General features: G+C 67.4%; 18 protein-coding genes. 11 read left to right on the top strand and 7 right to left on the bottom strand.

The features are described 5' to 3' along the window. Positions 1 to 5 precede the first annotated feature (5 nt). The 3 genes from AB0H50_RS07320 to AB0H50_RS07310 all read right to left on the bottom strand — a co-directional run bounded on the left by AB0H50_RS07320 (position 6) and on the right by AB0H50_RS07310 (position 1928). On the bottom strand, positions 6 to 176 hold the full coding sequence (locus AB0H50_RS07320; RefSeq protein WP_084510388.1) for a DUF2613 domain-containing protein: 171 nt from the start codon (positions 174 to 176) through the stop codon (positions 6 to 8). Positions 177 to 290: 114 nt separating this feature from the next. Next, positions 291 to 1379, bottom strand: a complete 1089-nt coding sequence (locus AB0H50_RS07315) for an isochorismate synthase (protein WP_357448205.1) — start codon at positions 1377 to 1379, stop codon at positions 291 to 293. Positions 1380 to 1442: 63 nt separating this feature from the next. Next, positions 1443 to 1928, bottom strand: coding sequence for a universal stress protein (locus AB0H50_RS07310; protein WP_357448203.1), 486 nt, complete (start codon positions 1926 to 1928; stop codon positions 1443 to 1445). A gap of 130 nt (positions 1929 to 2058) precedes the next feature. Here AB0H50_RS07310 and AB0H50_RS07305 point away from each other — a divergent pair, with 130 nt between their 5' ends. From AB0H50_RS07305 to AB0H50_RS07290, 4 genes are all read left to right on the top strand, one after another. Beyond that, a complete protein-coding gene (locus AB0H50_RS07305) occupies positions 2059 to 3621 on the top strand; it encodes an ADP-ribosylglycohydrolase family protein (protein ID WP_357448201.1) in 1563 nt (520 codons plus the stop codon). A 1013-nt stretch (positions 3622 to 4634) separates the two neighbouring features. Next, the gene (locus AB0H50_RS07300; protein WP_357448199.1) at positions 4635 to 5795 is read left to right on the top strand and encodes a glycoside hydrolase family 3 N-terminal domain-containing protein; all 1161 of its coding nucleotides are present in this window, start codon (positions 4635 to 4637) and stop codon (positions 5793 to 5795) included. Positions 5796 to 6242: 447 nt separating this feature from the next. Next, positions 6243 to 6842, top strand: a complete 600-nt coding sequence (locus AB0H50_RS07295) for a TetR/AcrR family transcriptional regulator (RefSeq protein ID WP_357448198.1) — start codon at positions 6243 to 6245, stop codon at positions 6840 to 6842. Positions 6843 to 6946: 104 nt separating this feature from the next. After that, entirely contained in the window at positions 6947 to 8779 is a 1833-nt protein-coding gene (locus AB0H50_RS07290; protein ID WP_357448196.1) for a DUF5685 family protein, read from the top strand. A 55-nt stretch (positions 8780 to 8834) separates the two neighbouring features. On the opposite strand, the gene AB0H50_RS07285 is transcribed toward AB0H50_RS07290, so the two are convergent. After that, the gene (locus AB0H50_RS07285) at positions 8835 to 9695 is read right to left on the bottom strand and encodes a MaoC/PaaZ C-terminal domain-containing protein (protein ID WP_357448194.1); all 861 of its coding nucleotides are present in this window, start codon (positions 9693 to 9695) and stop codon (positions 8835 to 8837) included. Beyond that, a complete protein-coding gene (locus AB0H50_RS07280; RefSeq protein ID WP_357448193.1) occupies positions 9695 to 11050 on the bottom strand; it encodes a 3-oxoacyl-ACP reductase in 1356 nt (451 codons plus the stop codon). Before AB0H50_RS07280 ends, AB0H50_RS07285 begins: the two co-directional genes overlap by 1 nt. A 249-nt stretch (positions 11051 to 11299) precedes the next feature. Between AB0H50_RS07280 and AB0H50_RS07275 the strand changes: the two genes are divergently transcribed. Continuing rightward, entirely contained in the window at positions 11300 to 12622 is a 1323-nt protein-coding gene (locus AB0H50_RS07275) for an acetyl-CoA C-acetyltransferase (protein WP_357448191.1), read from the top strand. A 287-nt stretch (positions 12623 to 12909) separates the two neighbouring features. On the opposite strand, the gene gnd is transcribed toward AB0H50_RS07275, so the two are convergent. Further along, on the bottom strand, positions 12910 to 13938 hold the full coding sequence (gene gnd / locus AB0H50_RS07270) for a phosphogluconate dehydrogenase (NAD(+)-dependent, decarboxylating) (protein WP_357448189.1): 1029 nt from the start codon (positions 13936 to 13938) through the stop codon (positions 12910 to 12912). Between the two features lie 289 nt (positions 13939 to 14227). Here gnd and AB0H50_RS07265 point away from each other — a divergent pair, with 289 nt between their 5' ends. After that, complete coding sequence (locus AB0H50_RS07265; protein WP_357448187.1) at positions 14228 to 16615, top strand: VanW family protein; 2388 nt, start codon at positions 14228 to 14230, stop codon at positions 16613 to 16615. A gap of 1086 nt (positions 16616 to 17701) precedes the next feature. After that, the gene (locus AB0H50_RS07260; RefSeq protein ID WP_357448185.1) at positions 17702 to 17950 is read left to right on the top strand and encodes a hypothetical protein; all 249 of its coding nucleotides are present in this window, start codon (positions 17702 to 17704) and stop codon (positions 17948 to 17950) included. 109 nt (positions 17951 to 18059) lie between these two features. Here AB0H50_RS07260 and AB0H50_RS07255 read toward each other — a convergent pair whose 3' ends face one another. Continuing rightward, a complete protein-coding gene (locus AB0H50_RS07255) occupies positions 18060 to 18314 on the bottom strand; it encodes a helix-turn-helix transcriptional regulator (protein ID WP_357448183.1) in 255 nt (84 codons plus the stop codon). A 141-nt stretch (positions 18315 to 18455) separates the two neighbouring features. Here AB0H50_RS07255 and AB0H50_RS07250 point away from each other — a divergent pair, with 141 nt between their 5' ends. From AB0H50_RS07250 to AB0H50_RS07235, 4 genes are all read left to right on the top strand, one after another. Beyond that, on the top strand, positions 18456 to 18677 hold the full coding sequence (locus AB0H50_RS07250) for a helix-turn-helix domain-containing protein (RefSeq protein ID WP_357448181.1): 222 nt from the start codon (positions 18456 to 18458) through the stop codon (positions 18675 to 18677). 382 nt (positions 18678 to 19059) lie between these two features. Next, on the top strand, positions 19060 to 19842 hold the full coding sequence (locus AB0H50_RS07245) for an alpha/beta fold hydrolase (protein WP_357448179.1): 783 nt from the start codon (positions 19060 to 19062) through the stop codon (positions 19840 to 19842). Further along, positions 19839 to 20531: a hypothetical protein gene (locus AB0H50_RS07240; protein WP_357448177.1), complete on the top strand. Its 693-nt coding sequence runs from the start codon at positions 19839 to 19841 to the stop codon at positions 20529 to 20531. Before AB0H50_RS07245 ends, AB0H50_RS07240 begins: the two co-directional genes overlap by 4 nt. 886 nt (positions 20532 to 21417) lie before the next feature. Further along, entirely contained in the window at positions 21418 to 21618 is a 201-nt protein-coding gene (locus AB0H50_RS07235; protein WP_357448175.1) for a hypothetical protein, read from the top strand. Positions 21619 to 21922: the final 304 nt, after the last annotated feature.

Here is a 21922-nt window from a genome sequence, read left to right as displayed (position 1 = left end):
GCGGCTCAGCGGCTGCCGTACTCAACGTTGTTGAGTAGCGAGGATTCCGCATCGCCACTGCGGTCGATCTCGGGGCGCGTGTTCTGCTGCACCGCCGCGGTGATCACGAACACCGCGATCGCGCCGAGCACGGCACCGGCGACCGCACTCGCAACACCAGGAACAGCAAACTTCATCGCGGCTCTCCAATACATCGGAACAGGCACATTCCGGGTCAACCTACCGCATGGCACGCCCGCAGGGTGAGCAAGGTGACAATCCGGCGTCTCACAATTTCCGCGTGGCCCCCGTTACTCGGGCACCGCGCACCGCAGACCGCCGAGGAAGGTGCGCAGCTTGGCCGTCGTTTCGTCCAGTTCTGCCCGCGGTTCGGAGGCCGCGACGATGCCGCCACCCGCGAACGCACGCAGCGCGCGTCCGTCCGCCGACAGTTCCGCGCAGCGGATCGCGACCACCCATTCGCCGTCGCCGCGCGCGTCGCACCAGCCGACCGCACCCCCGTAGAAGCCGCGATCCTCCTCGACGTGGTTGATGGTGTCGAGGGCCAGTGCGGTGGGCGTGCCGCAGACCGCGGGGGTGGGGTGCAACAGCATTGCCAAGTCGAGCGCGGTGGTCGCGGGATCGCGCACGGTGCCGGTGATCGGCGTGGCCAGATGCCACACGTCGTGGGTGTTGACCAGCTGCGGGCCGTCCGGGATGGTCAGTTCGGCGCAGACGGGCGCCAGCCGCTCCCGGATCCATTCGATGACGAACGCGTGCTCGTCGCGGTTCTTCGTGCTGGTCAGCAGCTCGGCGGCCTGCGCGGCGTCCGCATCCGGATCGGCGCGCCGCGGCAGGGTGCCCGCGAGCGGACGCAACGTCACGGTGGCGCCGTGCCGCGCGACGAGCACCTCGGGTGTCGCGCCGATCAGAGTCCCTGCGCGACCCGCTGGCGTCAGATCGACGGCGTAGACGTTGGCGTGCGGGTGCCTGATGAGCAGCTGCGCGGCGACGAGCTCCGGGTCGAGTTCGCTGTCCGCCTCGGCGAGCACGGAACGGGCGGCGACCACCTTCTGCAGCGGCTGCGCCGGATCGTTGATCTGCTCGATCAGTTTCGTCACCCGCGCGATGTGTTCCGCAGGACTCGGTATTTCGGTGACCACCCGCACCGTCGGCAATTCGGGCAACGCGGCGGGACGCCAAGGGCCCGCGGTGTATTCGGATCGCTGCGGCGCGGCGAGCGCGGCGGGGCGAGCCGGATCGAAAGGCAAGGCCCCGACGACGATCTCCGCCGCGCCGTCCCGCAATGCCGAGCGGGCGCGGTCCGCGTTGTCGAAGGTCATCCGGGTCCCGGTCGCGCGCATCACACCATTGGGCTGGGCGAGCAGGAATCGGTTCATGATTCCTCGACCATAGACCCGCGCGACCGCCACGGGCGCGCCTGAGCGACCGAGATCACCGGGTCAGAATTCGCGCTGTGGTTCTCTGCCTGGCGGGACCATCAGCACCGGACGGTGACAGTGTTTGAGCACAGCGTCGGCCACGCTGCTGTGCAACAGCGCGCGGATGCCGGTGGCGCCGCGGGTGCCCGCGACGATGATGTCCACGTCCAAGTCGTCGGCGCATTCCACGATCGCGTTCCAGATGGTGGAGGTGCATTCGGCCGTGCGCGGCTCGGCGTTCAGACCCGCGAGTCTGGCCAGCCGCACACCCTCGGTGTTGATGTTGCGCGCGTCGACGTAGGCGATGTCTTCGAGCTCCTCGTCGGGCACCCACTCGGGCTGCATCACACCGGACAAGCCGGAGAGCCGAGCGGCTTGGCGCACCATGGGTTCCCAGGCCGTCAGCACCACGGCCCGGTTCGCGGAGAGAAACCGGCCGGCGTATTCGATGGCGCGCTTGGCGTTCTCGGAGCCGTCGTAGGCGATGAGCATCAGATCGCAGGGCACGGTGACCTCCTGGTCGGAGTCTCCTGGCTATGGAACCGAGGTTACCCCCGCGCGCAGGCCCGCGGCCGGTGTGGCGCGCAGGGATAATCGGGCATAGGAGCACGGTTGAGCAGCAGAAACCGGGAGCGCGATGGACCCGACGATCGAGGCGGTGTTCTACGGCAGGCACGAGGCCGACCCCCGCGCCCTGCTGTATTTCGAATGGCGTCAGCGTCTCGAATCCGGACACCTCGTCGCCCGGTTCGAGTCCGCGGTTCGGGCGCTGGCGACCGCCGACCCGGCCGACGCGGACGCGTGTTCGGCGCTGCGGGAGGAGATCGAGTCGGCGCCGTTCGATCCGGAGTGGGGGTTCGATGAGGGGGAGTTGGCTGATGCCGCGTCTCTCGGGTCAGGGGCTGGTGCGGCGTCGACCGGTTCGGCATCCGGCGGTGGGGCGCCGACTGGTTCCTGGCCTGCCGATCCGGCGGGCCGTGCGTCGTCGACCGGCTTTTCATCTGGTAGTGGGGCTGGCGGTGAGGCGACTGCTCCTGGGCGAGGAGCCGAACATTCCACAGCTAGAACGGCTTTCGATTCTGCGTCGGCCGATTCCGCGTCCGCTGGCCCGGCGGCGTCGGATTCCACCGTGCCGGATGCTGCGGCGACCACCTCCGCTCCGGATGACGAACTCCTGGACCGTATCCACGGCGGTTGGCTGGGACGATGCGTCGGCTGCACGCTCGGGAAGCCGCTGGAGAACGGATTCGTGTGGACGCGCGAGCACATCCGCACGTATCTGGAACGGGTGGACGCATATCCGCTGACCGGCTACGTCCCCGTTGTGCTCCCACCCCCGTTTCCGCTGAACCCGACCTGGCCGGTGTCGACACGCGGCCGCATCGACGGCGCCCCGCGCGACGACGACATCGACTACACCGTGCTCGGACTGCATCTACTGGAATCTCGCGGCCTGAACTTCACGCCGGAAGACGTCGCGAACCTGTGGCTGGAACGCCTGCCCTTCCTCCAGACCTACACCGCCGAACGCGTCGCCTACCGCAATCTCGTCGACGGCCTGCGTCCGCCCGCGACAGCCACCGTCCGCAACCCCTACCGCGAGTGGATCGGCGCGATGATCCGCGCCGACATCTTCGGCTACGTCAACCCGGGCAACCCGCAACGCGCCGCCGCCCTCGCTGCCCGTGAGGCAGCCGTATCCCACACGGGCAACGGCATTTTCGCCGCTATGTGGGCCGCCGCGCTGATCGCCGCCGCATTCACGGCCTCGGGCCCGTCCGCCGCGCTCACAGTTGCACAAGACATGCTCCCACCGCGCTCACGCCTAGCCGTCGCCCTCGCCGAGGTGCGTGCCGACCACGATCAGGCGCTGTCCTGGAAACAAGCTCTGCACAACATCGAAACCAGGCACGGCGCCTACAACTGGGTTCACGCCATCCCGAACGCCTGCCGTGTCGCGGCCGGACTTCTCTGGGGCGCAGGCGATTTCACTCGCACCATCGCACTCACGGTGCAAAGCGGTGCCGATACCGATTCCAACGGCGCCACCGCCGGTTCGGTCGCCGGGATCCTCGTGGGCGCCGAACGGATGCCCGCGCACTGGACCGATCCCTTCCATGACACGTTGCACAGTGCCGTAATGGGTTACGACGGTGTGCGCATTTCTGATCTCGCCCGCCGTACTCGGGTCCTGGTGTGAGAATGTCCGGTTGTTGTGAGAGTGTCCAGTTGTGCGGCATATCCGGTTTGTCGACGGTTCCATTGTTCGCGGTTCGCAATGGGTGCGCCGAATCGGGTTTCGTTGAAACGGGCTGGGTTTCGTGCGAGTGCGTGCGGTTGGTCGACGGTGCCCAATGCTCGCGGTTTTCAGGAGGAAGACCTACCCGGGTGTTCCTCTAACGGTGCTGGGCACGTCGTCTGCCGTACCCGGCTTACCTCCCGCAGTAGGGGTGCGATGCTGCGGTTCCGGCCGGGTCGACCGGCTGTGGTTGCGTTCAGAGAGCGCAAGCGGAAAGAGAGCTCGACCCTGTCAACCCTCCAACCACCATTTGACTACCGTCGATAGAGAAATGGATTCGACGGTAGTCATTTGGTGGCATTTCAAGATCAATTAGCCGCCATTTGACTACCGTCGATTCGGCCACCCTTTGGCTCCCGTCGATCTGCGCACCACCCCGCAACCGTTCCCGCTGTAGGAGCAACTCCGCCCGGTCAGCATCAAAACCCCAACAGCCCCACCGCTGACGTTCCCACACATCGCGTGCACGCTTCGCATAGGCACCGCCTGTGTGAGGCGTACGAAAAGTGTGTGACGTCAGAAATGGCGCAGGGCCTTCCTCCGAAGAACGCAACCACAGCCGGTCGACCACGCTGGAAGCCGAACGACGCGTGCCCGACTGCGGGAGGTAAGCCGGGTACCCCACCCAACGCGCCCAGCACCGTTCGAGGAAAACCTGGGAAGCCGTGCGCGAGTAGCACATTCACCACCGGAAACCCCGTTCGCCAACGGCACCACCCGGACCGAACGAAACCTACTCACAGACCAAGCGTGAACAGCAGGCCGAACCCCCGGACCCACGTTCCGAAACGCACCCAACCCCACCCGATCGGAGCGCCGCCCCTTCACATCGATCACCAAAACCGCAGTTCAGCCCCACCCGCCAACGCACCCCCAACGCTCCCCACCAACCACCCCAGCACTACCGTTGACCCATGCGAAAGACGCCTCTCGTCCTGCTCGCACTCTGCGCCGCGGTCGCGACCGCCTGCTCCGGCGGCGAGACCCCGACGCCTGCCACGACTGCGCCGGCCGAATCCCCCGGAACAACACTGGCCGCGTCCCCGACCAGCCCACCCAAACGTGACTGCAACGCGGAGTACCTCGCCCGTTTCACCCCCCGGCAGAAGCTCGCGCAGCTGCTGACCGTCGGCGTGACCGGTGGCGGCGACGCGGCCAGCGTGGTGCGTAACGAACAGGTCGGCGGCATCTTTCTGGGCGGCTGGACCGACCGGTCGCTGATTTCCGGTCCCGCGCTGGACGAGGTGAAGGCGTTGGCGACGACGCCGCTGATGGTGACGATCGATGAGGAGGGCGGCCGGGTCTCGCGGGTCCGCGATCTCATCGGACCGGTCCCGTCGGCCCGCGTCACCGCGCAGACCATGACCCCGGAGCAGTTCTACGACGCCACCGTGACCCGTGGCCGGGATCTGAAGGAACTCGGCGTGACGGTCAACTTCGCCCCCGATGTGGACGTGAGCAGCCAGCCCGACGACACCGTCATCGGCGACCGCTCTTTCTCGGACGACCCGGAGGTCGTCACCCGCTACGCCGACGCATACATCCGCGCCATGCGCGAGGTAGGCGTCGGCACCGTGATGAAGCACTTCCCCGGCCACGGCTCCGGATCGGGCGACTCGCACACCGGCGCGGTGCGCACCCCGCCGCTGGATCAGCTCCAGACGGTTGACCTGGTGCCCTTCCGAAACCTGATCGGTTCCGGCGCGGCCGTCATGGTCGGCCACCTGGACGTGCCCGGCCTGACCGAACCGAACGTGCCCGCCAGCATCAGTCCGCAGGCGATGTCGCTGCTGCGCGAAGGCACCGGATACGGAGCCGCCCCGTTCGACGGTCCGATCTTCACCGACGACCTCGGCGGCATGGCGGCCATCACCAGCCGGATGACCATCGAGGACGCGGTCGAGGCCGCTCTCGTGGCGGGCGCCGACAACGCCCTGTGGATCACCACCGACGCGGTCCCGACCGTGCTGGACCAGCTCGAGGAGGCGATGGCCAGCGGTAGGCTGCCCGCCGCCCAGGTCGACAGGTCGGTGCTGCGGATGGGCGCGTACAAGGGGGCGATGCCGCCCTGCTGAGCGGGACGGCCGATCCGGCAGCCGGACGAACTCCCGGCCGGAGCGGAGGCGGCGGTGGACTCGGTGAACGGAGCCTGACACAGTCCGTCGACAGCCCCGCGCATGGCCTGGAGCGGAGGCGTAGCACGCCTGGTGAACGCAGCCCGACACAGTCCGTCGACAGCCCCGCGCATAGGCCGGAGCGAAGGCGGAGGTGCGACTCCTTATGACGTACAGGCGGGTTCCGCGCCGCACCCCCGTAGTATCGCTGCGTTTCCGTAGACGGTCCCGCCACGGGCGATGTCGACCGGTTCGGCTCACCTGAGGGGATCGCTGTCGGGCGGTGCCGTCCCCCAGCGTGCGCGGGGGCCGGAGCGCACAGCCGATACCGGCGACTGGTGAGCAAATCCGTCCGACGGAACTTACCTTGGAGTAATATAAGAGATTCACCATGCGGTAGGAGAGTGGATGGCGGGCGGAACGAAGCGACTTCCTCGGGCGGTTCGTGAGCAGCAGATGCTCGACGCCGCGGTCGAGGTGTTCGCACGCAAGGGTTTCCACGATACGTCGATGGACGCGATCGCCGCCGAGGCGAAGATCTCCAAGCCGATGTTGTATCTCTACTACGGCTCCAAGGACGAACTGTTCCGCGCGTGCATCCAGCGCGAGGGCATGCGCTTCATCGAGGCCGTCGCGCCAGCGGGCAATCCGCTGCTCACCCCGCACGAGCAGGTCCGCACCGCGCTGGAGGGCTTCCTCGGGTTCGTCGACCGCAACCGCAAGTCCTGGCAGGTGCTCTATCGCCAAGCGATCGGTCAGCAAGCCTTCGCCTCCGAGATCGACAACGCACGCGAGCGGGTCATCGAACTCACCGCCAAGCTGCTCGAGTCCAGCGCCAAACACGCCGAACCCGGCACCAACTTCGACATCGTCGCGGTCGCGGTGATCGGCGCGGGCGAGGCCATCGCCGACCGGCTCGCCAGCGGGCGCATCGAGGTCGCCGAGGCCGTCGACCTGCTCGACGATCTGGCCTGGCGCGGTCTGGCCGGTCGCAAGAAGCCGGAGTAAGCGGCGCACCCGTTTGCCAGCCGCGCGCCGCTCTGCCACTCTCTGTCGGGATCACAGCTGGAGGGCCCGCGCGGCTCGGGGACAAACGGGGAACAATGTTCGGGATGCTCAGGCCGTGCGCGCACGGCGCCGAAAAGTATGGAATCGACGCGGCCGAATGGCGAGCGCACATGTGCGGGTTGTGTCTCGGCCTGCGCGACGGGCACGGCCAGCTCGCGCGCACCGCGACGAACACCGACGCGATCTTGCTCAGCGTATTGACCGAAGCGCAGCTGCCCGCTCCTTCGGCGCGCACCACCGCGGGGCGCTGCCCGCTGCGCGGCATGCAGCGTGCCGAGGTCGCCGCCGCCGATTCGCCGGGCGTCCTGCTCGCGTCGACCGCGTCGCTGCTGCTCGGCTCGGCCAAGCTGCGGGATCACGTCGCGGACGGTGACGCTTCGCGGCTCGCGGGACGGCCCATGGCCAGGATGTCGACGCGCTGGGCGGACAGCGCTCGAAGGCAGGCGGCATTGATCGATTTCGACGTGGAACCACTTGTGGCCGCGATCGATTCACAGCAACTCGTGGAGAGCCGCGCTGCCGCCCTTCGGCCCGCGACTCGCCCGGCGACGAGTACCGCGGGCGGGCGCCGCGACGTGCGCAGAGGCCTATCTGACCGAAGTCCTTCTGCTGCACTCGATCCCAGCGCTGCTTCCGGTGAGCGGAACGTCTCGCTCGGTATCAGAGCTGCTTCCGGCGAGCTGCCCGTCACACTCGATCCCAAAGCTGCTTTCAGCGAGCCGCTTGTCTCGCTCGGTCCCAGCGCTGCTTCCAGCGAGCTGCCCGTCACGCTCGACGAACTCACGGCCCCGGCGGCCCTGTGCGCGGCCGAATTATTCGCCCACACGGCAATTCTGGCGAACCGTCCCGAGAACGCCGACCAACTACGCACCGCAGGAAGGCATTTCGGCCGCATCGCGCACCTCTCCGACGCCATCGCGGATTTCGACGACGACGCCGCGCACGGCCGCTTCAATCCGCTCGCCGCGACAGGCACCACCCTCGCCGAGTCGTACGAGCTGGTGCGCGAGTCCGACGCGGAGCTGCGCAGGGCCCTCGCCGCCGCCCGCCTGGCCGACGTCCCGACCGTCCGCTGGATGCTGCTCGATCCACTGCACGCACTGGTGCATCGGCTCGGTAAAGGTATCGGTGCGGTACGAGCCCACGCCTGCAACGTATCTCGCGCCGACGACGCACCAGCCCACCCGTCCGGCACCGGCAGCCGCCCGTCGTCGCCTGGTCGACTGGAGGTCAGTCAGGGGTCCCGCGCCGACTGCACCTGCGCCCACGCGCCGGGTGCTGACAGCCTTTCGTCGTCGCCTGTTCGCCTCCAGCTCGGTCAGATCTCTCCCGCCGACTGCACCTGCGCCCACGCGCCGGGTACTGACAGCCTCTCGTCGTCGCCCGGTCGCCTTGGGCTCGGCCAGATCTCCCACGCCGACCACACCTGCACCTGCAAGCCGGGTACCGGCAGCGCGTCAGCATCCGGCCCGGCCCCCGTCGTGGCGACTCGCCTCGACCCCCCGCGGGCCCCCTTCCTCGGCGCGCCAACTCTCACCGAGCACCCGGACGCCCCCGCCCTCGGTAGGTCGACGCATTGCCCGGCCTGCGCCGAAACAGCCCACCACCCCCGCGCCCACCGCACCGACCACCGCCCCCCGACCCGGCGCCCCAACCTCGGTCAAGCCCTCACCATCGTCTTCGGCGTCTACTGCACCGGTTACGCCTGCTGCGCCGACCACACCAGTCCGTGCACCGGCGAACGCAAGGACGCGTGGTGCACGCACCCTGCCTTCCCCGACTGTGGCTGCAGCTCCTGCTGCGACTGCTCCAACTGCTCCAACTGCTGCTCCGGCTGCGGCGATTGCTGCAGTTGCGGCGGCTGCTGCGACTGCTGACGAACACGAAAACGCCCCCGAATCAAAGTGATTCGGGGGCGTCCGCCAAGCGAGCTCAGCGCAGCGTCGCCGTCAGATGCGGGAAACCCTTCTTCGGGTGCAGCAGCGACAGATCCCAGCCGCCCTCGACCTGATCCGCGTACACGTTCACCGTGGCGGGCAACAGGATCGGCTTGCCGAACTTCACCGAGTAGCTGGCCTTCTCGGGAACGCGGCCCTCGATGTTGCTGAGAACATTGGCCGCCGACCACATGCCGTGCGCGATCGCCTTGGGGAAGCCGAATGCCTTGGCGCCCAACGCCGAGGTGTGGATCGGGTTGTGGTCACCGGACGCGTTGGCGTACCTGGTGATCATCTTCTGATCCACCCGCAGGGCGCGCAGCGGCGGCGGGGGCACTTCCTCCTCCTTCGGCTCGGCCTTCGGCTGGTCCGACAGCGAGGTGCGCTGCTGGTGCAGGAAGGTGGTGACCTGTCGCCACACCTGCTCGCGGCCGACACTCACCTCGGTCACCGCGTCCACCAGCAGGCCCTTCGGGTGCTCGCGCAGGTTCTCGATGTGGGTGCGGAAGTCGAGCGGCTCGCTCACCGAGATCTCACGCGTGCGTTCGATCAGGTTCTGCGCGTGCACCGCACCCACCGCGACGAACGGGAAGTCGCGGGCCACCACCAGCTGCATGGCCAGCGGGAAGCTCAGGATGAACGGGTAGGTCAGCGGCAGCGAGTCGCCGAAGCGCAGGCCGGTGGCCCGGCAGTAGGCGGCCAGGTGGTCCGGATCAACCTTTACCCCGTCGAGCCGAATCACCCGATCCGGCACCGTCGACTTGCGCGCCGAAAGCAGCGGCACCGCGCCAAGCGCTGCCTTCACGAAAAGGCGGCTGTTCTTGGGCGTTTCGGTCAGCGCGATGGTTTCGGTCATCATGCTCCGATCAGGCTCTGGCCGCAGACTCGAACCACGTTGCCGCTCACCGCATTCGAGGCCGGGCTGGCGAAGAACGCGATGGTCTCGGCCACGTCGACGGTCTGGCCGCCCTGCAGCAGCGAACTCATCAGGCGACCGGCCTCGCGGGTGCCGAGCGGGATGGCGGCGGTCATCGCGGTCTCGATGAAGCCGGGCGCCACCGCGTTGATGGTGATGCCCTTCTCCGCCAGCTTCGGGGCCTCGGCGTTCACCATGCCGATGACGCCCGCCTTGGAGGCGCCGTAGTTGGTCTGGCCGCGGTTGCCCGCGATGCCCGCGATGGAGGACACGTCGATCACGCGGCCGCCCTCCTTCAGCACGCCCTTGGCCACCAAGCCCTCGGTGATGCGGTGCGGCGCGGCGAGATTCACGTTGATGACCGAGTTCCAGCGGCCCTCGTCCATGTTGGCGAGCAGCTTGTCGCGGGTGATGCCCGCGTTGTGCACGATGATGTCGATGCCGCCGAAGCGTTCGGTGGCGAACTCGGCGAGCTTGTCCGCCGCGTCGGGCGCGGTCACGTCCAGCGCGAGCGCGGTGCCGCCGACCTTGTTGGCGGTCTGCGAGAGCGCCTCGCCCGCGGCCGGGATGTCGGCGACGATCACCTTCGCGCCGTCGCGGGCGAATACCTCGGCGATGGTCGCGCCGATGCCGCGCGCGGCGCCGGTCACCACGGCGACCTTGCCCTCCAGCGGGCGGTCCCAGTCGGCGGGGGCGGTGGCGTCGTCCTTGCCGACCCGGATCACCTGGCCGTCGACGAACGCCGACTTGGCCGACAGCAGGAAGCGCAGGGTGGACTCGAGGCCGGTCGCGGTGGCCGGGGCATCCGGGTGCAGGTACACCAGCTGGGCGGTGGAGCCGCGCAGCAGTTCCTTGGCGATCGAGCGGGTGAAGCCCTCGAGCGCGCGCTGAGCGATCTGCCCGTCGACGCTGCCCGCCAGCTCCGGCGTGGTGCCGATGACGACGACGCGACCCGACGGGGTGATGCTGCGCATCGCGGGCTGGAAGAACTCGAACAGCTGGGAAAGGTCCTCGATCGAGCCGATGCCGGTCGCGTCGAAGACGAGCGCGCCGTACTTGGTGCCCTGCGACAAAGAATCAGCGAAGGCGTAGTCGGACAGCAGCGCACGCACGGGCTCGGCGACGCGGCCCTTACCGCCGATGAGCACCGGGCCCGCCAGCGGCGGCTCGCCCTTGACGTAGCGGCGCAGGTGCGCCGGCTGCGGCAGACCCAGCTTGCTCGCCAGGAACTGGCCGGGGGCGGAGTGGACGAACGATCCGTAGAGGTTGGGTGCACCCTTGCTCTTGGCTGCCACTGTTCCTACCTTTTCTGTCTCGAATTTCGCGGATGTCTGGTTCGCCCCTGGTGTTCCGCACGTTTCCGCGAGGGCCTGGACTGCGTGGCAGGCACCGCGCGGTGGGCGTGTCAGCGCACATTTGCGGGGTACGGTGTCGACAACAAACTTACTCCAGAGTAAGTTTAATGTAAACCAACGCGCGGGGCGCCGATCTGCGAAGGACCGCCCCCGGGCGCCGGACCACCCGACGAGACCTTGGAGACTCGAGTGACAAACAAAGCCCGTTCAACCAAGAGCACGGCCAAGACCGCGAAGACGACGCGTCCGGTCGCGATCGTTGGCGGCAACCGGATTCCGTTCGCTCGCTCCGACAAGGCGTACGCCCACGCGTCCAACCAGGACATGTTCACCGCCGCGCTGGACGGTCTGGTGAGCCGGTTCAACCTGCAGGGCGAGCGGCTCGGCATGGTCGTTGGCGGCGCGGTACTCAAGCGGGTCGGCGAGCACGGCATGATCCGCGAAAGCGTTCTTGGCAGCAAGCTTTCGCCCTACACCCCGGCGCACGACCTGCAGCTCGCCTGCGGCACCGGCCTGCAGGCGATCGTCACCGTCGGCGACGCGATCGCGGCGGGCCGCATCGAGGCGGGCGTCGGCGGCGGCACCGACACCACCTCCGACGCGCCGATCGGCGTCAGCGAAGGCATGCGCGAGTGGATGCTCGACGTGAACCGCGCCAAGACCAACAAGGACCGCCTGAAGCTGGTCGGCCAGCTGCGCCCGGGCATGGTCGGCATCGAGATCCCGCGCAACGCCGAGCCGCGCACCGGCCTGTCCATGGGTGAGCACGCCGCCATCACCGCCAAGGAATTCGGCATCGCGCGCGACGCGCAGGACGAACTGGCCTACCTGTCGCACAAGAACATGGCCGCCGCCTACGACCGCGGTTTCTTCGACGACCTGGTCACCCCGTTCCTCGGGCTGACCCGCGACGACAACCTGCGCCCGAACTCCTCGATCGAGAAGCTCGCCACCCTGAAGCCGGTCTTCGGCAACAAGCTCGGCGACGCCACCATGACCGCGGGCAACTCCACCCCGCTCACCGACGGCGCGTCCGCGGTGCTGCTCTCCAGCGAGGAATGGGCTGCCGAGCGCAACCTGCCGGTGCTCGCCCACCTGGTCGACTCCGAGGTCGCCGCGGTCGACTACATCCACGGCCCCGACGGCCTGCTGATGGCGCCCACCTACGCGGTGCCGCGCATGCTGGCTCGCAACGGCCTGACCCTGCAGGACTTCGACTACTACGAGATCCACGAGGCCTTCGCCTCCGTGGTGCTCGCGACCCTGCAGGCGTGGGAGTCCGACCAGTACTGCAAGGAGCGCCTCGGCCTGGACGGCGCGCTCGGCTCCATCGACCGCAGCAAGCTCAACGTCAACGGCTCCTCGCTCGCCGCGGGTCACCCGTTCGCCGCGACCGGCGGCCGCATCGTCGCCTCCACCGCGAAGATGCTCGCCGAAAAGGGCTCCGGCCGCGCCCTCATCTCCATCTGCGCCGCGGGTGGACAGGGCGTCGTCGCCATCCTGGAGCGCTGACCCGCGCGAAGGCGGCATCCGGTCTCCCGGATGCCGCCTTTTGCGTACCTGACGGAATAACCACGCCCTCAGTGGTTTTCGATCTCCACCTTCCATTCTGGCCTCGCAGACCTATCCCACGCCTCACAGGTGCTGCAGCCCCGGCGAAGAGCGCTACGGCCAGCGAGGACTGTTCTTCACCTGTTCGGCCGGGGTGCAGACCTTTTCGGCAGACATGCGATCGAATGTGTTGGCGAGACCTCGAAATCAAGGTCCGGTCAGCGGATTACACACGATCGTGCTCCGATCTACTTCGGCGGCAACTCGTAATGTCCGCCGAACGCCTGACGCATCGCCGAGAGCAGCTTGTCCGCGTACAGCGACTCCCCGCGCGAGGAGAACCGCGCGAACAAAGCGGCCGAGAGCACCGGCGCGGGAACCCCGGTGTCGATCGCGGCGTCCAGGGTCCAGCGGCCCTCGCCGGAGTCCGAGACCCGCCCGCCGAGCGAATCGAGGTTCGGGTCCGCGTACAGCGCGCCCGCCGTGAGATCCAGCAACCACGAGGCGACCACCGAACCCCGTCGCCACACTTCTGTGACTTCCGGCACATCGATGTCGTAGCTGTAGTACTCGGGATGCTCCAGCGGCGTCTCCTCCGCCGAGAACTCGCCCTTGTGCGTCGCGCCGTAGTTGGCCTTGTGCAGGATGTTCAGGCCCTCGGCGTAGGCGGCCATGGCGCCGTACTCGATGCCGTTGTGCACCATCTTCACGAAGTGACCCGCGCCTGCGGGGCCGCAGTGCAGGTATCCCTGCTCGGCGGTGGAAGGATCCCCGGTCCGGCCGGGGGTGCGCGGTGCGGCGCCGACGCCGGGCGCGATGGATTTCAGCAGCGGATCCAGGTACTTCACCTGCTCGGCCTCGCCGCCGATCATCAGGCAGTAACCGCGGGTCAGGCCGAAGACGCCGCCCGAGGTGCCGATGTCCAGGTAGTGGATGCCTTTCGGGGTCAGCTTCTCGGCCCGCCTGATGTCCTCGTGGTAACGGCTGTTGCCGCCGTCGATGATGATGTCGCCGGGTTCGAGCAGCTCGGCGACCTGGTCGATCACCGCGCCGGTCGCGCCGGCCGGGATCATCACCCACACCACTCGCGGCGTCTCCAGCATGTTCACGAATTCCGGCAGGTCGGTGCTTCCCCGGAAATTTTCGCCCAGATCGGCGCGCAATTCGTCAATGTGGTGGGGCTGGCGTTCATAGCCGACGGCGGTGTGCCCGTCTCGGACGATGCGGCGGACGATGTTGGCGCCCATCCGCCCGAGGCCGATCATTCCCAGCTGCATTCCGTCCATCTCCTCGTGTGTGCGAGCTGTCTGGCGGGTCGTCCTCGATTGTCCCCGGGAAGTGTGTAACGCGGGGTGCGCTGCTCCGATAAACAGATCGGCTCCGCGCAGTTGCCAGACCCCCGACCCGGCAACTGCGCGGGGCTCTTCCGCGTTCTAGACGGTTCATTGCACAAGGTTTGCTGCGCGTCCGAGCTGAACGGACGTCCCCGGCGGAGGCAACTATCGTGGGATGGTGACCCGCACCGTGCGCGGTCCAGAAATACACGTTCATCTGGGAGGACGGTTCGTGACCAGCGAGTCGAGCACCGGACACCGCGGCCGCGACCGACAGCAGGACGGCGAGGTCGGACTCCGTCATCTACTCGAATCGAACCGTGAATCGCTAGATGAGGCGAAGACCACACAACTTCCCGTGACCCAGCCGGGTCAGCAGCCGCAGTGGGTTGGCGACTCCACACCGACAGCGCCGCTGCGGCGGCCATCGCGGGGGCCCGGAACGGCCGCCACGGGCGGCAGCGCCGGGGGCGGGGGCTACCACGCCCAGGCTTCGAACGCCGGGCAGCCGAGCAACGCTATGTGGGCGACCGACGCCGCGCAGCAGAGCCATCCCACGCAGGCGATGAACGCCGGGCAGCCGAGCAGCGCCGCGTGGGCGGCGGACGCCGGGCAGGACAGCCACCCCACGCAGGTGATGAACACCGGGCAGTCGAGCAACGCCATGTGGGCGACCGACGCAGGGCAGCAGAGCCACCCCACGCAGGCGATGAACGCCGGACAGCAGCCGAGCAACCCCGCGTGGGCGAACGATGGCGGCTGGCAGAACCACCCCACGCAGGTCACGAACGCCGGACACGAGAGCAACGTTGCGCGGGCGGCCACGGATGGCCACCCCACCGAAGCCGTGTACACGACCGGTGCCGAGCCGGTCGCCGAGAACAGAAGGCGCTGGGAGAACGCGCGCAGATCCAGACCGAGACCGGAGCCCGCCGACTCCGGGCAGTGGTGGCGGAAACCCGCCATCCGTCGCGCCGGAATCGCCGCGGGAGCCCTGATCGCTGTGGGCGGCCTCGGCTACGCCGTGGACGCCGTGCTCTCTTCCGGCGACGTTCCGCGCGGAGTGGTCGTCGCCGGGATCGACATCGGGGGGATGGACGTCGATGAAGCCGACGCCAAGCTCCACACCACCCTCGACAGCCGAGCCGGGCAGCAACTGCCGCTCCAGATCGGCGACGTGCGAGCCGAGCTCACCCCCTCCGCCGCCGGCCTCGCCGTCGACTGGGAGGGCACCTGGGACCGCATCGGCGGCCAGCCCATCAACCCCTTCGCCCGCCTGGTCTCCTTCTTCGGTACTCGCGAGGTCCCGGTGGCCAGCACCGTCGACGACGCCGCGCTGGACCGTCAGCTGACCGCGCTGCGGGTGCACGATCGCCCGACCGTCGAGGGCACCATCCAGTTCCAGAACGGCAAGCCGGTCGCCGTCCCGCCCGTACTGGGCCGCGTGCTGGACACCCCCGCCGCGCGAAACGAGTTGATCGACAATTGGGTCGAGGGCGGCACCCTCGAATTGCCCGTCGTCCCAGCGCCGCTCACCGTCCGGCCCGAGTCCGTCGAGCGTGCGCTGCACGAGATCGCCGAACCCGCTGTGCGCGACGATGTGGTGTTCGCGGGCAAAGACGGCGACGCACGACTCACCCCCGAACAGATCGCGACCGTACTCAGTTTCGCTCCGGATGGGCAGGGTGGTCTCGCCGCGAACTACGACCTGAACGCCGCGACCGCCATTCTCGCCCCGCAGCTGGCGAAATCCGAGGTGGAGCCCAAGGACGCGACTTTCGCGGTGAGCGGCGGAGCGCCACAGGTGGTACCCGCTGTCGTCGGCGAAAAGATCAACTGGCCGAAGACCCTCGAACAGCTGTCCACGCTGCTCGCGGCATCCCAGCAGCGCAGCGCGCCCGCCGTCTACGAGAAGATCGAACCCAAGCTCACCACCGAGGCCGCGCAAGGGCTCCGCATCGTCGAACAGATGGGCACGTTCACCACCAGCGGCTTCAGTGGACCGTCCGGCGTCAACATCCGCACCGTGGCCCAGAAGGTGAACGGCGCCGTCGTCCGGCCGGGAGAAACCTTCTCGCTCAACGACTTCACCGGTCCGCGCGGCACCGCGGAAGGCTACGTCGAATCCGGCATCATCGACCACGGCCGCCCGAGCACCGCCGTCGGCGGTGGCATCAGCCAGTTCGCCACCACCCTCTACAACGCCGCCTACTTCGCCGGACTCGAAGACGCGGGCCACACCGAACACAGCTACTACATCTCCCGCTACCCGGCCGCGCGCGAGGCGACCGTCTTCGACGGCGCCATCGACCTCAAATTCCGCAACAACACCCAAAGCGGCGTCTACATCGAAACTTTCGCCACCGGCTCGGAGATCACCGTCCGCCTCTGGGGCACCAAGACGGTCGACGTCGAATCGATCACCGGCGACAAGACCAAGCCCACCGAGCCGAACACCATCACCCTGCCGAAGGGCAAGGACTGCATCGCCTCCGAAGGCGCTCCGGGCTTCACCATCTCCGACACCCGGGTGATCAAGGATCGGAAGACCGGGCGCGAGGTCTCGCGTGCGACGCGGACGGTGAAGTACGACCCGATTCCCGTCGTGAAGTGCGAGTGATCGGGCACGGTCGAATTCGCCTACGTGATCTGAGCTTCGAGGCGCGAATTCCGGTTTCCCACCGGTTGTTCGCGCCGCACGGCCGCCGCTTCGTAGCATCCCCGGTCGGCTCACCGATCGGCACGAACCATGCCGCGCACGGTCGAACGGCGATCGCCCTCTGTACCGGTCAGGCAGCTGTCCACCCGCTGCCTCGCGGCTGACTGGCGGCTGATTGGCGGCCGGCGAGTCCATGCTTGCTGCCCTGTTGCCGCTGTGCGGCGTGCTCACCAGCGAATTCAACGCCAATGCCGCACGCCATTGATATTCGAACGTATGTACGAGTATGTTCGTCTCATCGGTTGGGCCGGGCGGTTCCGGCGGCGGATTCCGGCTCTTCGAGTCGATGCGGTACGGATGCTGAACCCTTACGGGCGGCGCGGGTTTCCATGGGGATCCGCTTCGGCTTGCGAAACCGATTCGGGTGGGCGGGCCGCCGTAGGGGGTGTCGGGTTCATCGGAGAGCCGCACCGGGGTGCGCATCCTTGTGGTGATGTTGTTCGAGGAAGGCTGGGGAGTGGTGTTCGGTGGGGAATTCCGATCGCGATTCGGGTGATCGGACCGCAGTCCGACGTCGCTCGCGCGGTGGTGCGAGCATCCCGCGCGCGCGAAATACGGTACGGCTCAGTACATGTCGGTTGCCGAGCGAACATGTGGTTCAGGCCAAGAATGGCGCTTTGTCGAGGGGGCGCATGGGTGATGAATGTGGACAGGCCTTTGGATGGACGGTTTTGTCGGGCATGTGGCGCTTCTAGGTGTCGCGACGTTTCGAACCGCGCGGCTTCAGCATTGTGGCCGACCGGATTTGGGGTTACAAGGTCCGAGGGCAGTGCGGCGGCGTCGATCGACGAAGGGCAACCGCGAACCGTCAGTTACCGGCTCGAGGCGACGCTTGTCACTGATTCATCGGCGAAACATTCTGTTGCAGGGCAACTTTGGTGAGCCTCGTTCGCGGCGATGGGATATAACTACCGTGATTCTGGGACGACAGTGGAGTTTTCGTCCCAGGCTCGCGCTCGAAGTCGAGCATTGAGATGAAGGGGAACTGTGGTCGTGGACCAGATCGGCTCGGTATCGGAGTTGGAAACGGGGCGGGGCGTAGGCGCTGCGGCGGCACTCGGCGCGGCGATCGGTGACGATGCGGCGCAACGGATTCTGCACGGCACCGCGACATTGTGCGATGTGGTGCTTGCTTCCTGGGTGATGGGCGTCGACACGGTCCAGGCCGTGGTCGAATACGCCGAAGTGGCTATCGAGTCCGCGGTCAAGGGCGTGGCGGATTCGCGCTGCGCTTGAAATACCGCGCGGGTCGCTCGACCCCGTGCGACGCACCGTTTCATGGTCGGGGATCGACTGCCCGGGACCGTAGGTCGGCCCGGGCAGTAATCGATGTGGGTGTGGTGGCTCAGTCGGGGCGCTCGATGTCTTTCAGCGCCATCGTGACGAAATCGCGCATGGGAATCTCCAGCGCCTGGCACAGCGCGTGCAGTTGCTGCATGTCGGGTGACCGTTCGCCGTTCTCGAAGCGCTGAATCGTGCTGACGGCGAGGCCGGTCAGTTCCGACAGTTGCTGGCGGGTCAGATCGCGGCGCGCTCGCGCTGCTCGCAGCTCGTTCCCCACTGCACGATTGATACCCGAAGCCGTCTCTTTCGCACCCATATGGACCATTCTGAGGTCCGAATGGCTACCTGGCAAACGACATGTCGCAGGGTTCATCTACTCTTCGCGGCGAAGCTTGCGGAGCTATGTAAGTGCCGTTTGGGATTGCAGGAGGTCCATATGGACCTTAGGGTGTCCCGTATGGATCGTTTGGATGACATGGTTGCGGAGCGTGTGCAACACGTTCTTGCGAAGCGGGGGATCGGTCTGAATGACCTGGTCAAACACGTCGACATACCCGCCGCGGTACTGAAGCGGCGGTTGGTTGCAGACAGTTCCTTCACACTCTGCGAACTCGCCCGCATCGCCGCCTTTGCTGGATGCCGGACTGCCGAGCTGATCCCGGGGATGGGGGAGAAGTGATCGCTGGCCGGCAGTTGCGGTCCCGTACACGTGCAAAAGGCTTCGCGCCTGACATCTCTCAAACCTTTTGTGACTGGAATCACTCACGGTCGAACGGTAAATTTCGCTCGCCGGGCGATCGATCAGCTACCGCCTCGGCCGTGCTCGAGAGTGTCTTCGGTGAGCTCGCGCAGGCGGCCAAAACCCGCGAGCGGAAGGCTTCCGCACCGGTTTGCCCGACGCGGGCGAAGTCATTCGTCCTCGTCCGCGATCCGCACACCCCGACGCTTGGCGCCTCGCCCGAACTCGGCGGCATGGCGAGGTCTGGCAGGGCAATGCGCGCCGCCGATTCGGATCGGCTCACCGACGCGCACGCGAGCGATGAAAGGTCGCAGGTCTAACTATGTCGCGCACCAAAGGTATTCGCGCACTGTGGAATTCCCTCTCGGCACCCGAGCCGTTCGACGTTCTGATCGTGCCGGGCACGTGGCACCCAGACGGTGACGGCATCAGCGCCGCCTTCGCCGACGCCCTCGACTCGAAGCGCTTCCGCCCGCGAATCGTCTCCTATCCGGCGGACTACGGCAGGACGATGCCCTACGCGGAAAGCCTGGTGGCAGGTCGGAAGGCGCTGATCGCCGCGATCGAGGCGTCGCCGGGTCACCTTGTGCTGGCAGGCTATTCGCAAGGGGCCGCCATCGCGGGCGACCTCGCGGCCTCGCTCGGTCGAGACGAGCTCTCTAGGGTCGCCGCATGCGCGCTCATCGCCGACCCGCTCCGTCCGGTGGGTAAGTGCCTCGGCGTCGACCCCGGTGGCTACGGCATCGCGGGCCAACGCGATGTGCCGAACATCCCGACCTACTGGGCAGCCGCGCCCGGTGATCCGATCACCGCGCTGCCCGCGGGCAACCCGCTGCGCTCGATCGCCGACCTCAGCGCGTACTTCAGCCTGTCGTCTCCCCAGGACGCGCTGCGGTGGGGGCAGAGCTTGCTCGACGGGGCCACACGGCGGCAGCTGCAACGCTGGTGGTCGCCACAGAATTGGCGAAGCTGGTCCGGCGCCGTGGCGTTTGCTCGCGGCTACCTCTTCGATGGCAGGCACACCGAGGACTACATCCGGCATGGCCACGCCAAGCGGCTCGCCGAGCGGATCAATGCCGAAATCGCACCGCGGGGCCGGGCGTGAACGACGAGCCGAATCGGCTGTATCTGAGCCGCGCCGAAATTCGCGAGCTCGCCGAACTGTTTCGCGAAATCCCGGAGCTCGCAGAGGATCTCGCGATAGCACGGACCCGGCAGGCCAAGCTCGGCGCCCGCGGCGACTACCGCATGCGCCACCGCCCCAGCGAGCAACCGCTGCCCTTCAACCCGGCGGCCGCACGCGCGGCGGACCATCTGCACGCGGTGCTGGTCGGCTGGGTCCGGCTGGTCTGCGAACAACGCGGTCTCGACTACACGGGTTCGACCACCACCGCCGGACTGTCGCGATGGCTCGACAAGAACCTGATCGCTCTCGCGATGACCGAAGGCGTCGCGAGCGCGCCACAGGAAGTCGGCCAGGCCGTGCGCGCGGCGACAATGATCGTCTGCCCGCCGGCGACCGATAGCGTCTTCGATTCTTCGATGGTCGAGCAGGCGCGCACCCACCGGCTCAACGCCTCCGGCATCGCCACCTTGGCGAAGGAACTCGGGGCCGAATACCGAAACCTGACAGTCCGCCGCGTTCAGACGCTGCGCGACGCGGGCAAGATCGCCCCCGTGCCCGGCCCGTGGGCTCCCGACTGGCCCGAGACGTTCGTCGTGGGAGAGGTTCTCGACCAGCATCTCGCCTATCCCAGCAGGTCGCGGCGCAAGGCGGGGAGCAGCGCCGGCTAGACCCGTGTTCCACGATCGCGCCGTGCCTACGTTGTTGAATATGGTTGCCGTCCAACTGGTTACTCCGGTTGGCGGCAATTTTCTTTTTCCTGGGTCCTCATGCCAAAGGACGTGGCCGGAACCGTCGGATCACTGAGCCGGTGTCCGCACGTGCCCTACCAAGGCGCACTGATCGCCCCAGTGCAATTCACGCCGCTCACCGGCTCTGATCGGCACGCAGCGACCACACGCCTCACATAAGCACCGGCGCTGTGCGGCATCGAAAAACTATGTGCACCATCGAAATCTCCCGCGCTCCCGTCGAGATGGCTGACGACGGACGGTCTGCTCGTCCTACGCCGTACCTACGCCGCAACATGATCGCCCGGTCGATCGAACGATCCGAGCACCGATGAGCGGTGAATCGCGAGACCCTGCGAGGCCACGCACTGCCCAAAATATGCACTCTCACCAGCTTTTTCACGTCGAGGCGAAAATTGTGTGTTGACATCCGGATCGTCTTAGGTGAAGATTGGTGCAGCGCCAGAGCTGCGCCTTCACCCGGAAGCAACTGGGAATTCCACTCTCTCAGATCTTTTCGATCTATTTCCTCGTGGCCCTGTTGTGTTCGAAGCCTCGGACGCAACAGGGCCACTGCCATACCGGAGCTATTGGCTCCCATCGAACATGCGGCACGCCCCCGAAACCCTTCCGATGTCGATCGACAAGCGGGGCAGAGCTTGCCGCATAGCCCCGGGCGCGCTGCCCGTCTCCCGCCACCCTGTGCGCGGTCGCAGACGGCGCAGGCGTCCGGGTTCGCCCCGCCCCCGGCGTGCCCCTCCAGGCCGGGGGCGGGGCCTCCATCCCACCGACTGGAGTCCGGTCGGCATCCCGTGAGGAGGCAACTATGGACGACGACGCCCTCCGTGAATTACTGGAATTGAACGTTCACACCGCCCTCCCGACGCCGCCCACCGTCGACCTGGCCCACCAGATCATGCGCGTACACCGCGAATGCGCCACCGACTGCTGCCACCGCAAAGACCAAGCGCGGCGAACCCTGATAGCGGAAGGGCGCATCGTCCCCGACTCCTCGCGCACCCGCTGAACTACCAGCCCGCCTCGCAGGCTCCCTTCTCCCGCAACGCAATCGCGGTCGAAGACGGTCCGAGCCGCGGGGCGCCCGCCCCACCCCCGGTTTTGCTACGAGCCGGGGGTGGGGCATCCCAACCAAGCAGTGAAATCACGGTAACGAGTAGAAGCTCATGGACGGTTGAACAATGTTTTTCGAAGACGTGCGAAACAGCTCGCAATTCCCACGCTTTGCCGACGGCGGGGAAGTCGAGGAGGGCCGACGTCCAGATTTCGACGACGGGTTTCTGGCGACGACGCGTCCCGGTAGGTTGGCTCCC

It is taken from the genome of Nocardia sp. NPDC050793 (genome assembly GCF_040654065.1).
GTDB lineage: Bacteria > Actinomycetota > Actinomycetes > Mycobacteriales > Mycobacteriaceae > Nocardia.
This window is presented reverse-complemented; position numbering and strand designations above follow the sequence as displayed.

Bases quoted from the DNA above. Each gene is read 5' to 3' on its own strand.
- AB0H50_RS07295 (WP_357448198.1), top strand. From the start codon at position 6,243: ATGGCGGGCGGAACGAAGCGACTTCCTCGGGCGGTTCGTGAGCAGCAG.
- AB0H50_RS07320 (WP_084510388.1), bottom strand. From the start codon at position 176: ATGAAGTTTGCTGTTCCTGGTGTTGCGAGTGCGGTCGCCGGTGCCGTG.
- AB0H50_RS07250 (WP_357448181.1), top strand. From the start codon at position 18,456: ATGGATCGTTTGGATGACATGGTTGCGGAGCGTGTGCAACACGTTCTT.
- AB0H50_RS07290 (WP_357448196.1), top strand. From the start codon at position 6,947: ATGCTCAGGCCGTGCGCGCACGGCGCCGAAAAGTATGGAATCGACGCG.
- AB0H50_RS07285 (WP_357448194.1), bottom strand. From the start codon at position 9,695: ATGACCGAAACCATCGCGCTGACCGAAACGCCCAAGAACAGCCGCCTT.
- gnd (WP_357448189.1), bottom strand. From the start codon at position 13,938: ATGCAGCTGGGAATGATCGGCCTCGGGCGGATGGGCGCCAACATCGTC.
- AB0H50_RS07305 (WP_357448201.1), top strand. From the start codon at position 2,059: ATGGACCCGACGATCGAGGCGGTGTTCTACGGCAGGCACGAGGCCGAC.
- AB0H50_RS07300 (WP_357448199.1), top strand. From the start codon at position 4,635: ATGCGAAAGACGCCTCTCGTCCTGCTCGCACTCTGCGCCGCGGTCGCG.
- AB0H50_RS07255 (WP_357448183.1), bottom strand. From the start codon at position 18,314: ATGGGTGCGAAAGAGACGGCTTCGGGTATCAATCGTGCAGTGGGGAAC.
- AB0H50_RS07235 (WP_357448175.1), top strand. From the start codon at position 21,418: ATGGACGACGACGCCCTCCGTGAATTACTGGAATTGAACGTTCACACC.
- AB0H50_RS07315 (WP_357448205.1), bottom strand. From the start codon at position 1,379: ATGAACCGATTCCTGCTCGCCCAGCCCAATGGTGTGATGCGCGCGACC.
- AB0H50_RS07245 (WP_357448179.1), top strand. From the start codon at position 19,060: ATGTCGCGCACCAAAGGTATTCGCGCACTGTGGAATTCCCTCTCGGCA.